We start from the raw sequence: 12,502 nt of genomic DNA, 5'->3' as shown, positions 1-12,502 counted from the left end.
TAGAAAACCATGAAAAAGACAACATATATACTTGGGACTTGCCTTTTGGCCATTCAGTTCCTGTTTACTGCTTGCGATGATTTCATCGATATCAATGATGATCCCAACAATCCGACCGTTCCCCAACTGAGTTTGCTCCTACCGGCAACCCAGCTGTCGATTGCGGGAAATTTTGACAATATCAACAGGGGAGCCTCCAATGTGATCCAACATAGGGCTGCGGGGAGTCTCAACAGATATGATCAAAGTGGGACTACTTTCCAGGCAGCCTGGCTTGGGTTCTATACACAGGCAATACCGGATTTGGAAACCATCATACAAGAAGGCACAGCGCAATCCAGCTGGGGATATGTCTCCATTGCCAAGATTCAAAAAGCTTTTCTTTACAGTACAATGGTAGACGTTTGGGGGGATGTTCCCTACTTCGATGCTGCAAAAGTGGCTGATCCTAAGTTTGATAAGGGGGAGGAGATTTATAATGATTTGATCGGATTGATCGATGAGGCCTTGTCGGATATGGACAGGGGATTCACAGTGGTTTCTTCCTCTGACCTTTTCTACCAGGGATCCAAACTGAAGTGGCAAAAAATGGCCAACTCCTTGAAATTGAAGCTTTACATGCAGATGAGACTGGTCAATCCTGAAAGATCTAAATTGGCGATTTCCAACTTGGTGCAAGCAGGAGTTCTTATCGATAACAACAGTGATGATTTCACATTTTTGTTCGGAACCAATGCTGCCCCAAATACGAGACATCCATGGTTCACAACCGGGTACGCTCCTGGTCGTGACGGTTATGTAAGCATGGTTGTGGTGGATCGCTTAAAGGAACAGGATGATCCTCGACTTCGGTATTATATATTCAGGATCAACGCAAAAGCAGGTTTGGCAAACTCTCAGGTGGGTGAAGGCTATTATGGCCGCTATCCGGGAGATGGTGCAGCATCGCCTGCCGATCAAAACACGAGGGCCATTGTAGGCATTTATCCGGCAGCTGGTCTCTATGACAATGGCGCAATGCCTTCCTTAGGTGATGATAATATATTCCTGAACAATATAGGTGCAGCTACCGGGACAACTGGAAATTCATTTAAAATTGCCTTGTTTGCAAATGGAGATGGATCCGGTGCGGGAATCTTGCCTTTGCTTACCCATGCAATGGTTAAATTTTATCGAGCCGAAGCCGCATTGGTTTTGAATACTGGTGAGGATGCAGGATTATTGATGAACCAAGCGGTAGCAGCCCATTTTCAGGCAATCAATGAACTTTCCCCTGCTTTTCCGATTGCTCCTGCGACAAGTACAGGTTTCATAAACAGACTTTCCGAACATTTTGCAAGTGCTACCGCGCAAGGCAAGTTGGAGTTGGTGATGATGCAAAAATGGATTGCAATGTATGGCAACGGTGTGGAATCCTACAATGATTACCGAAGAACCGGCCTTCCTGAATTGCAGGATCTAATTGCTCCACTTGATGTTTTTCCGGAAAGGTTTTATTACTCGGAAACGGAATTGACCTCAAATGAAACAGTAGTGGACACGAGAGATCAACTCCAAAGGAATCAACAAATTGTCCCTGTTTTCTGGAAAAAATAAATCTTAATCTGAATTCATAACGTCAGCGGATCTTTATTCCCCGCTGAATAACCTATAAACATTTATGAAAAAATATCTTTCTTATACCTGGATTTTGGTTTTACTGTCTTTGTCCTGTAAAACGGTAGACTACGATTGGGAGGACTTTAAATATGCCCCCACACCCAAAGTCAACTTGAATGCTGCGGCTTCGGCATTGCCTACCTTTTCTTCTGCAAAAGTATCCTTCTTCAATATGGCGGACCCTGATTTTGCAACAAGTCAAAAATTTGAATGGGAATTGGACTTCCATGATGCGAGTGGAAGGGCTGCGGTTTCTGAAATTGAAGTATATGTCAGCTTCAACAAAAGGGAAAACAACGTACCTGTCTATCCTGTCATTTTGTCTCTGGCAAAAGTTCATCCCAACGAACGTCAATTTCCTTTGCCCAGCACGATTAGGGCCACGGATAAACTTTTCGAAAAGGTGAATTCTTTCCCCAAAAGTTACAGTTTTACTCCTGCTGAGCTGGCTTCTCTCACCGGAACAAATTTAGCCACCATCGGGGTGAATGACTATTTCCTCTTCAAGTTTGTCGTCGTCATGTCAGATGGTACAAGGATAACCCAGTACAATGACAACTCTTGTGACGAATCAAGGGGGGAATTGTGCGACTGTAGAGTGGGGGTTCGATTCAAAAATCTAAAATAAAATCCTTTGAAGGGGAATGCCGATATTCGGTATTCCACTTTTTTATTCACCCAAAAGAAATTAAAAAGCATGATGAAATTAAGGATATTAGTTTTCTTTTTATTTGCCTACTCCCTAGCCTTTGGACAGGGGATTCCTTCACCGGAATCACATTTTGGTTTTAAAATCGGAAAGGATTACCATCTGGCCAACTATACCCAAACCGAGGCTTACTTCAAAAAAGTGGCAGCAGCTTCGGATCTGGTGAAGTTGGAATCGATCGGTAAAACTGAGGAAGGCAGAGAGCAATATATGCTCATCGTAACCTCTCCTGAAAACCACAACAAACTGGACCGGTACAAAGAAATCTCAACCAAGATGGCCAGAGCAGAGGGTTTTGGTGAGGTCGAGGCCAGGGCTATGGCCAAAGAAGGAAAAGCGGTTGTATGGATAGATGGTGGATTGCATTCCACGGAAACGGTGGCTACCCACCAACTTATAGAAACCATCTGGCAAATGGTGAGCCGAAAGGACGACGAAACACAAAGGATTTTGGAGGATGTAATCATTCTTTTTGTGCACGCAAATCCAGATGGACATGAATTGATCGGAGATTGGTACATGAAAGATTCAGTACCTGAAAAACGCAGCCTCAATAATTTGCCTGTGTTGTACCAGAAATATATCGGCCATGACAACAATAGGGATTTTTATATCCAAAACATGAAGGAATCCCGGAATATGGGCTACCAATTGTTTGTCGAATGGATCCCACAAGTCATGTACAACCATCATCAAAGAGGGCCTGCCGGGTCAGTTTTGGCCGGACCTCCTTACAGGGATCCTTTCAATTATGTGTTTGATCCGCTGATGGTGACAGGTATCGATGCAGTTGGTGCCGCGATGTACAACCGTTTGATCACCGAAAATAAGCCTGGATTTACCCGAATGGATGGATCTTCTTTCTCTACATGGTACAATGGAGGCCTTCGGACCACCACCCACTTTCACAACATGATCGGAATCCTGACGGAAATTATCGGCGGACCAAATCCGGAAGAAATTCCTTTGGTGCCAGACAGAATGATTCCCAACAGCAACACACCATTTCCGGTGATGCCCCAAAAATCCTGGCACTTTCAGCAATCCATCGATTATTCTGTTTCGCTGAATTTTGCGCTTTTGGATTATGCCGCCAGAAACAAGGACCATTTGCTTTACAATATTTATGCAATGGGTAAAAGCTCCATTGGTAAGGGGAATATGGATTATTGGACTGCTTTTCCAAGGAAAATCGATGCCATCAAAAAAGCACATCAAGCAGACTTGGCAAAACAAGCCGCCGGAGATACCAGAAGGGAAGCCAGAGGCGGTGTGATCCCATCCAAATATTATGACAGTATCTATTTGGCACCAATGGAGCGTGATCCCAGAGGTTTCATCATTCCTGCCGATCAGACAGATTTTGCCACAGCGGTTAAGTTTGTCAATGCGCTTGTCAGAACAGGGATAAGGATTGAAAAAGCCATGGCAGATTTTACAGTCAACGGAAAAAAATATTTGAAAGGGGCTTATGTAGTCAAAACGGACCAGGCATTTCGTCCCCATGTAATTGACATGTTTGAGCCTCAGGATTATCCAAATGACTTCCAATATCCAGGAGGTCCTCCTATCAGACCGTATGATGCCGCGGGTTGGACTTTGGCCTACCAGATGGGTGTGGGTTTTGATCGGATAATGGAAGCATTTGATGGACCATTCGAAACCCTTTCTTATGGAGAATTACAGGGGATTCCGGTTTCCAAGTTTGAATCCTCCAAATCAGGATACATGATCAGTGCGCACATCAATGATGCTTTCGTATTGGTAAATGAACTGATCAAGGGAAAAGTTGATGTTTTCAGGACCAAAAGTGCATTCCAAGGATTGCCTGAGGGTTCGTTTTATATTCCCAGCAATGGTGGAACCGCCCTTGGGAAATTGACCGAAAATCTCGGGATTCCTGTTTTGGCGATGAAAAACAGTCCGAAAGACTTGGTGAAAGTCAAGGCCAAAAGAATCGCGCTTTTTGATACCTATGGAGGATCCATGCCGTCCGGTTGGGTAAGGTGGATGCTGGAACAATACCATTTCGATTTTGATGTGGTGTATGCCAAGGATATCGATGCAGGAGAACTTCATAAAAAATATGATATCCTCTTGTTTATCAGTGGAGGTATTCCTTCCGTAAATGATGGAGAAGCGCCTTCCAATTATGCCAGAAGAATGCCCACTCCTGAGGAAATTCCATCCCAATACCATCACTTGTTGGGTGAAATCACGCCCGAAAAATCAATCCCACAAATCAAGAAGTTTCTTGAAAATGGCGGAGATGTACTGACCGTGGGAAGCAGTGCGCAACTGGCTTTTCACTTGGATTTGCCCGTGAAAAATGCCTTGATGGAAATCGGCAGGGATGGGAAGGAATCTAATTTGCCAGGTGAAAAATATTATGTGCCCGGCAGTGTGATGGTAGCGAAGATGGAAACTTCAAATCCTGCCAACTGGGGTATGAAACCCTATTCCGATATCATGTTCAATAACAGCCTTGTCTTTAAATTGAAGCCTGAAGCAAAACAAATTGGCCTTGAACCTTTGGCCTGGTTTGATAGACCGGATCCATTGAAAAGTGGATGGGCTTGGGGCCAATCTTATCTTGAGGATGGTGTACTTGCTTTTAAGGCACCGGTTGGAAAAGGCAGTTTATTTGTTTACAGTCCTGAAATTACCTTTAGGGCCCAGTCCCACGGCACTTTTAAAATGCTTTTCAACAATTTGTATAATGTGAAGTAATAGGTTTATAAAGTAAAAAAACGGCATGGATTTTCCGTGCCGTTTCTTTATGCTTTCCATCGTAACCTCAAGCCCAAAGGATACAAATTGGATGTCAGGTTACTGATTATTTTTCTTATGAATACCTATGGGTGGTACATGCCAGACCGTTTAACCCGTTTTATGCAATTCGGACTCAATTCAATATTGTAATTGACTGACAATCAATTTTTTGTTGACTATTTTTGATTACACCCTATTGGTTAACAATGGAAAATTCCCGTTTTATTTGATTTCATACTCCACTATTCCACAAACAGCACCAATCCTTTCAAATACTCGGTTTCCTGATGGAAAATATTGATCGGATGGTCGGCAGGCTGGGAGAGGTAATGGAGGATTCGGACATTCCTCCCGGATTCGATTGCGGCGGCAGTGATCGTGTTGGCGAAAAGCTGTTTGTCAATCACCTGTGAACAGGAAAAGGTGAATAAAATCCCCCCTGATTTGATATGTTTAAGCGTCTCGGTATTCAGCTTTTTATACGCCTTGATGGCATTGTGACGGGATTTGATGTTCTTGGCAAATGCCGGTGGATCCAAGACAATGAGGTCATAATCCAAGTCGATTTCCCGGATGTACTCGACCACATCCGCGACAATGGCTTTGTGCGTGCCTTCAAAACCCGGGTTTAAGGCCACATTCTCCTCGGTCAGGGCGATCGCTTTGGCAGAAATGTCCACAGAATGCACTTCTTTTGCGCCCGCATTTAAGGCGGAAACCGAAAATCCGCCCGAATAGCAGAATGCATTCAGGACTTTTTTCCCTTTTGCGTAGCTGCCGAAAAGTTTTCTGTTTTCCCTTTGGTCAACAAAAAAACCTGTCTTTTGGCCATGCTCCCAATCGATGGCATAGGTACAACCGTATTCCTGAACAAGATTGGTTTCGGGTGTCCCGAAGAGCATTTTGTTTTGGATTCCCGGAAGGTTTTTGGGAAGGGTCTCTGCGCTTTTGTCATAAACGGCTTTTAAACCGTCTCCGTACACTTTTTGAAGGGCATTGGTAAGGTCATCAAAATGCTGGACCATCCCAATGGAATGGGCCTGGATCACAGCAGTACCATTATAAAAATCAATGATCAATCCCGGCAATCCGTCGCCTTCGGCATGGATCAGCCGGTACACATTGGTTTCTTGACTGCTGGTCAATAATAAGCTTTGTCGCATTGCGTAAGCCAACCCAATTCGTTTTTCCCAAAAATCCAGATCAATAGGCGCCTCCTCGTATGAGATCATCCGCACCATGATGGATCCGTTTTGGTAATGTCCGATTCCCAAAAATAGGTCTCTGGCACTGAAAACCTGGACCAATTGTCCGTTTTCCAAATCGGGATCTTTTTTGTCGATCGCACCGGAAAAGATCCAATGGTGTTTTCTGATGATGGAAATTTCTTTTCCTTTGAGGAGGGTGATTTTAGGATATTGAAGCATGAAGATTTGTTTTATTGGGGAAAATAAGGGAGCCGCAAAGCATCGACAATGCACTGACGCATAGTGCTGCAATATGGGGATAAATAGGCAGTTCTAAAGTGGAAAATGCCAAATAGGAGATCATTCCCAGCACGATGGACAACAAAGCGCCCATTTCTGAAGCTCTTTTCCAATAGAGACCCGCCGTGAGGGGAACAAAAAGAGAAACCAACATCAGAATGGAGGCTTCCGCTACCAATTCATAAATATTGGATTTCCATTGTGCCAATAGCGTGGCAATAATCGCTACAACAATAATGTTCAATCTCAAAATCCAAAGAAAGTGTTTGTCTTTCAGTTTCCCGCCGAAATAGGGCCGGATCAAGTTTTCCGATACGATGGCAGCTGGCGCCAATAGACCTGAACTCGTGGTACTCATGATCGCGGAGATCAAGGCACCAAAGAAAAGGATCTGGACATGTAGGCCTCCATGCCTGAGGACCATCTCTGGCAGCAGCATTTGTTTGTTTTCCAGGTAGATTTCAGGGTACAGGTACTTGGCGCCCAAGGCAATGAACAAGGGAAGAAGGCCAAAAGTCACATAAAACCCACCGGCCAAATAGGTGGATCTGACCGCCACTTTCTCGGATTTTGCAGACATCACCCTTTGGTAGATGTCCTGGCTGGGGATACTTCCAAGGCCGATGATCATCCAAGCGCCAAGGTAATTGATCCAGGAAATGGGATTGGCATCGGGGAAAAATTGAAAACTGCCTTCAGGAGCGGACTCCAGGATGGGCATGACGCCCCCGGCTTGCTGGGCGACCATGACGGCAACCCATATCAAGCCCACCACGATCAATGTGGTCTGGATGAAGTCGGTGATCGAAATCGCCCACATCCCGCCAAGAAAGGTGTAGAAAACCACAATGCCACCACTGATAAGGATTCCCTGCAGCATCGAAATGTCGGCGATGCTGGAAAATATCAAGGAAAGCGCCACCAGCTGCGCCGCCACGTAACCAAAATAGGCTGGGATCATAAAAATGGAAGCGACAAACTCCACTTTTTTGCCAAAGATCCTTTTGTAAACATCCCCGATGGTCAGCACATTCATGCGGTACATGGGTTTGAGATAAAAAATCCCAAAAAGGATCAAGCACAGTGCTCCGCCAAAGGGGTCTTCAATGACTCCTTGGAGGCCATTTTCCAGATATTCTGAGGAAGCGCCAAAGATGGTTTCCGAACCAAACCAAGTTGCAAACAGTGCAGATGCAGATAAAAAAAGTGGGAGCTGCCTGCCCGCCAAAACAAAATCATTGGAATTCTTGACCAGTTTTGACGACCAGGCACCTATCGCCACGGTGATGAAAATATAAACAATGACAGCTGTGAGTAACAACGGAAGGGTTGCTTATTTGCTGTACATTTTTTCCCTGAGCGCTTTTACTTCTTCACTCGCCAAGTAATCTTCATAAGGCATGCGCTTGTCGATGGTCCCTTTTGGGGTGAATTCCACGATCCTGTTTGCGGAAGATTCCACAAAGGCATAATCGTAGGAGGTCATCATCACGGTGCCATTGAATTCGATAATGGTATTGTTGAATGCGGTGATGGATTCCAAGTCCAAGTGATTGGTCGGTTCGTCCATAACCAAAAGGTTTGGATTCTGGAGCATCATCCTGGAGATCATGCAACGCACCTTTTCACCACCTGAGAGCACACTTGATTTCTTGAGTGAATCCTCTCCCGTGAACAGCATCCTGCCCAAGAAAGTACGGACATAGGCTTCTTCCTGATTGGTGGAATATTGGCTCAACCAATTGATCAGGTTTTGATCCGTCGCAAAATATTTGGAGTTGTCGTTGGGCAAATAGGCTTTGTTGATCGTAACTCCCCATTTGAAACTGCCTTTTTGAACCGGTATTTCTTCCATGATCGTTTGGAAGAATTTGGTTACGGCCTGTTTGGTTTTGGAGACGAAGGCTACCTTATCTCCTTTTTCCAACATCAGGTTGACATCCGTAAAATAGATGTTTTCATCATCCTTCAATTCCAATCCTTCAGACATGAAGATTTGATCACCGGCTTCTCTTTCAGGTTTGAAAATGATGCCCGGATATTTACGGGTGGAAGGCTGGATATCATCCACGTTGAGTTTTTCCAGCATTTTCTTTCTGGAAGTGGCTTGTTTTGATTTGGCCACGTTGGCGGAAAATCGTTCGATAAAGGAAAGGAGTTCCTTTCTTTTCTCTTCCACTTTTTTGTTTTGGTCAGTCTTCTGCTTGGCTGCCAATTGGGAAGATTCATACCAGAAGGTATAGTTTCCTGAGTAGATCCTGATTTTGGAGAAATCAATATCGACGATATGGGTCGAAACAGCATCCAGAAAATGCCTGTCGTGGGAAACCACGATGACCAAGTTTTTGAAATTCACCAAGAAATCTTCCAACCAATTGATGGTTTCTGAATCCAGATCATTGGTAGGTTCATCCAGGATAAGGATGTCCGGGTTGCCAAATAGGGCTTGGGCCAATAATACCCTTACTTTTTGATTTCCGGCAAGTTCCTTCATTTTCAGATTGTGAAGGTTTTCGGATATACCCAATCCGGAAAGCATGGAGGCAGCATCTGATTCTGCATTCCAACCATCCATTTCGGCAAATTCACCTTCCAATTCAGAGGCACGGATCCCATCTGCTTCGGAAAAATCCTCCTTCATGTAGATGGCATCTTTTTCTTCCAAGATGGCGTAGAGCTTTTTGTGCCCCATGATGACGGTTTTCAATACCTCTATCTCATCAAATTCAAAGTGATTTTGACTCAAAACCGCCATTCTTTGGCCGGGAGAGATGTTGACAGCTCCGCTGGTACTGTCGATTTCCCCAGAGAGAATCTTCAGAAAGGTGGATTTTCCTGCACCGTTGGCACCGATGACGCCATAACAGTTTCCGGGGATGAATTTAAGGCTAACTTCATCAAATAGGGTTCTTTTGCCAAATTTGAGAGAGAGATTGTCGACTGAAATCATTTAATTTTTTTTCCTTGTTTTTTTGAAGTCACAAAGATACGAAATTCCAAAAGAAAAAGCGTTATGCATTCCCTTATTGTAATTTGTATCATGCATAACCAATAGATTATCAATAATATTCGGGAATATTGCAGAATTGACTTTAATACAATGAAGTTAGTTGATGGCGGGCCATGGGAAAGCGCTATTGAAAACTTTGCAGTGTGCAAATGCTTTGTTTTTTAAATCCTTCCACTACATGCCACAGAGGATGATCACCAGGAGGATGAAAGAAAACCAGGGGGAGTGGACAATTAAAATCCCAATTTCCACATATTTGTATTGGATATTATTTCTCAGGTTTTACCAAAATTCAAAAGCAATTGAAACTTCTTCACAAGACATTTATCATCACCGGAGCCACAAGTGGCATGGGCAAGGCCATTGCCTTAAGTTTTGCGAAGGAGGGAGCCAGCCTACTTGTCACGGGGAGGGATGCAAACAAAGGCAAGGTGCTTTTGGAGGAATTGCTGCCCTTTAATGGGGAATGCATTTTTTTGGTAGGTGATGTGGGAGATCTTGCCTTCAATCAAAATCTGGTGGAATTGGCCATAGCGCATTTTGGACAATTGGATGGTGTGGTCACGAATGCTGGAATGCTCGGTCTGGGTTCGCTCACCGATCTGGCACCGGAGGTCTGGGACGATACCTTCCGTACAAATGTGGACAGTGTCTATTTTCTTCTCAAATATGCTTTGCCGGAAATGCTGAAGAGACCATCGGCTTCCGTAGTGGTCAATGCCTCTATCGCAGCCTTTAAATCCTTTCCCAATCACCCCGCTTATTGTGCTTCCAAGGCGGCTCTTGTGGCATTGGCCAAGCAGTTGGCAGTGGATTATGGCCCGACTATCCGGATCAACAGTGTTTGTCCAGGTCCGGTGGATACCCCGTTTATCCATGCTTCGGCAGTCGCTTTTCCCAATCCCGGAGAGGCCGTTGCCAATGCCGGAAAAGCCACCTTGCTCAAGAGATTGGGTGCCCCTGAGGACATCGCAAAATTGGTCCTTTTCCTTTCCTCAGAGGATGCGAGTTGGATCACTGGCAGTTCCTACACCATTGACGGCGGGATTTTGGCAGGGGGATAATATAGGTTTTGAATGGGGGATTTTTATCGTGGCTTGATTTCCCCCTTTTCAAATCCTTCTGAACGCAAAGACACCCACAACTGCAAAGCAAAGCAAGGGAAGGATAAAGGAGAAATTGACTTCCGGAACGCCAAGGATGAAGGTATCGGCATAACCTGTCCCTCCGATATCCAAGATCATTCCCTGAAGCGTCGGCATGATGGCACCGCCCACGATCGCCATCACCAAGAATGCTGCGCCGTATTTTGCGTCTTCCCCCAGACCTTCCAAAGCGATTCCATAAATCGTCGGAAACATCAGTGACATCGCAAAGGAAACGCCCACCAAGCAGTACAATCCTGCCATGCCTTGTATAAACATTGTTCCCAAGACAAGGATCATGGCCAGAATGGAAAAGTAGTAAAGGAGTTTTTCTGAAGAGATGAATCTCAAAAGATACGTGCAGATCCATCTTCCTGTCAAAAAGACAATCAATGCAGCGTAAGCGTAATTTACGGCATCGGCATTCTCTATTCCCAAGACTTCGGCATATTGATAGATATAGGTCCAGCACATGATTTGAGCGCCTACATAAAACATCTGGGCAATTACTCCTTCCACAAAATGGGGATTCGTCCATAACCGTTTCATGGAAGGCAAAAAGTCTAAATTCCCGTTTTTCTCCTTGCTTTCAGGCATTTTGACCAACAAGATCAGAACGATCATAAAGATCACGAATATTCCCAACAGCACGTAAGGATCTCGGATGACCATCAGATCATTGCTGCGGACAATTGCCTTGGCGGAAACATCCAGGGAGTCGTAGAGCAAACTGCCATCAGAACTCCTGTTGTTGGATTCCAAAGCGTCGAGGATAAATTCCTTGGCAACGAATAATCCAGCCAGTGCGCCCATAGGATTAAAGGCTTGGGCAAAGTTCAATCTTTGGGTAGCGGTTTCTTCCGATCCCATAGAAAGGATATAGGGATTGGAAGTGGTCTCCAAGAAGGCAAGTCCGAAGGTGAGGATATACAATGCAATGAGAAAAAAGAAATAGCTTTCCCAAGCTGCGGCTGGGTAGAAGAGGAGTGCCCCAAAAGCATAAAGACTCAAGCCGAAAATCACCCCTTTTTTGTAGGTATAGCGCTTCACAAAAATCGCTGCCGGCAAAGCCATGGTAAAATAACCCCCATAAAATGCCATCTGCACCCAAGATGCTTGAACATTGTTCAATTCCAAAACCCGTTTAAAAGTGGCTACCATCGGGTTCGTGATGTCGTTCGCAAATCCCCACAGGGCAAAAAGAGAAGTGATCAGGATAAAAGGGACAAGGAGGGATTTTGGGACGAGTGGTTTTTTTGTCATTTTTCAATAAGGAAGTCGTGTGGATTCAATGGCATTGTTTGAATTTAGAATGTAGAAGGTAGATTGCCTGCGGCGTAGATTGCGCTATGCGCGTAGACATATTTAGCATAAGGCAGTCGTTTGGATTCAATGGCGTTGTTTTAAATTGATAAAGTAGAGGGTAGAATGCCTTCGGCGTCGATTGCGCTATGCGCGTAGATTTTGATTCCATAAGTTATGCAATCCAATTTTTTTGTTTGAATGTTTTTGCGAATCGAATCCCCAATTCAATCCATCAACTGCAGCATAACCCTTTCTACGCCGAAGGCATCTACCCCGAAGGAACGAAGGGAATCTACGCCGCAGGCTTCTCCAATTTGGACACCTAATCAGAACCAAATCTACCCTTCAAAAGGGGTAGAGGGTAGATTGCCTGCGGCGTAGATTGCACTACGCGCGTAGATTTTGATTCCATAAG

At 44.6% G+C, this 12,502-nt stretch carries 8 protein-coding genes; 4 read left to right on the top strand and 4 right to left on the bottom strand.

From position 1 onward, the window contains the following. The first annotated feature begins 9 nt into the window (after positions 1-9). From F824_RS0114595 to F824_RS0114585, 3 genes are all read left to right on the top strand, one after another. Complete coding sequence (locus F824_RS0114595; protein ID WP_019598654.1) at positions 10-1,596, top strand: SusD/RagB family nutrient-binding outer membrane lipoprotein; 1,587 nt, start codon at positions 10-12, stop codon at positions 1,594-1,596. Between the two features lie 64 nt (positions 1,597-1,660). Beyond that, a complete protein-coding gene (locus F824_RS0114590) occupies positions 1,661-2,287 on the top strand; it encodes a hypothetical protein (protein ID WP_019598653.1) in 627 nt (208 codons plus the stop codon). Positions 2,288-2,356: 69 nt separating this feature from the next. Then, a complete protein-coding gene (locus F824_RS0114585) occupies positions 2,357-5,098 on the top strand; it encodes a M14 family metallopeptidase (RefSeq protein WP_022582345.1) in 2,742 nt (913 codons plus the stop codon). A gap of 284 nt (positions 5,099-5,382) precedes the next feature. Here the strand turns inward: F824_RS0114585 and F824_RS0114580 are convergent, their stop codons facing one another. Genes F824_RS0114580 through F824_RS0114570 form a run of 3 tightly spaced genes read right to left on the bottom strand, consistent with a single transcriptional unit; the run spans position 5,383 to position 9,577 of the window. After that, positions 5,383-6,567 carry a class I SAM-dependent rRNA methyltransferase gene (locus tag F824_RS0114580; RefSeq protein ID WP_019598651.1) on the bottom strand — a complete coding sequence of 395 codons (1,185 nt, stop codon included), beginning with the start codon at positions 6,565-6,567 and terminating at the stop codon, positions 5,383-5,385. Further along, positions 6,551-7,948 (bottom strand): sodium:solute symporter family protein, encoded by a 1,398-nt coding sequence (locus tag F824_RS0114575; RefSeq protein WP_026333725.1) that lies wholly within the window; start codon positions 7,946-7,948, stop codon positions 6,551-6,553. Before F824_RS0114575 ends, F824_RS0114580 begins: the two co-directional genes overlap by 17 nt. Before the next feature lie 12 nt (positions 7,949-7,960). Then, a complete protein-coding gene (locus tag F824_RS0114570) occupies positions 7,961-9,577 on the bottom strand; it encodes an ABC-F family ATP-binding cassette domain-containing protein (RefSeq protein ID WP_019598649.1) in 1,617 nt (538 codons plus the stop codon). 362 nt (positions 9,578-9,939) lie between these two features. On the opposite strand from F824_RS0114570, the gene F824_RS0114565 reads away from it, so the two are divergent. Beyond that, a complete protein-coding gene (locus tag F824_RS0114565) occupies positions 9,940-10,701 on the top strand; it encodes an SDR family NAD(P)-dependent oxidoreductase (RefSeq protein WP_019598648.1) in 762 nt (253 codons plus the stop codon). Positions 10,702-10,749: 48 nt separating this feature from the next. Here F824_RS0114565 and fucP read toward each other — a convergent pair whose 3' ends face one another. Continuing rightward, positions 10,750-12,045, bottom strand: coding sequence for an L-fucose:H+ symporter permease (fucP, locus tag F824_RS0114560; protein WP_019598647.1), 1,296 nt, complete (start codon positions 12,043-12,045; stop codon positions 10,750-10,752). Positions 12,046-12,502: the final 457 nt, after the last annotated feature.

It is taken from the genome of Rhodonellum psychrophilum GCM71 = DSM 17998 (assembly GCF_000381545.1).
GTDB classification, from domain to species: Bacteria; Bacteroidota; Bacteroidia; order Cytophagales; family Cyclobacteriaceae; genus Rhodonellum; species Rhodonellum psychrophilum.
The sequence above is the reverse complement of the archived record's forward strand: the minus strand, read 5'-3'. Positions and strand labels throughout refer to the sequence as shown.

Excerpts from the sequence above, each read along its gene's own strand:
- F824_RS0114595 (WP_019598654.1), top strand. The coding sequence starts at position 10 with ATGAAAAAGACAACATATATACTTGGGACTTGCCTTTTGGCCATTCAG.
- F824_RS0114590 (WP_019598653.1), top strand. The coding sequence starts at position 1,661 with ATGAAAAAATATCTTTCTTATACCTGGATTTTGGTTTTACTGTCTTTG.
- F824_RS0114585 (WP_022582345.1), top strand. The coding sequence starts at position 2,357 with ATGATGAAATTAAGGATATTAGTTTTCTTTTTATTTGCCTACTCCCTA.
- F824_RS0114580 (WP_019598651.1), bottom strand. The coding sequence starts at position 6,567 with ATGCTTCAATATCCTAAAATCACCCTCCTCAAAGGAAAAGAAATTTCC.
- F824_RS0114570 (WP_019598649.1), bottom strand. The coding sequence starts at position 9,577 with ATGATTTCAGTCGACAATCTCTCTCTCAAATTTGGCAAAAGAACCCTA.
- fucP (WP_019598647.1), bottom strand. The coding sequence starts at position 12,045 with ATGACAAAAAAACCACTCGTCCCAAAATCCCTCCTTGTCCCTTTTATC.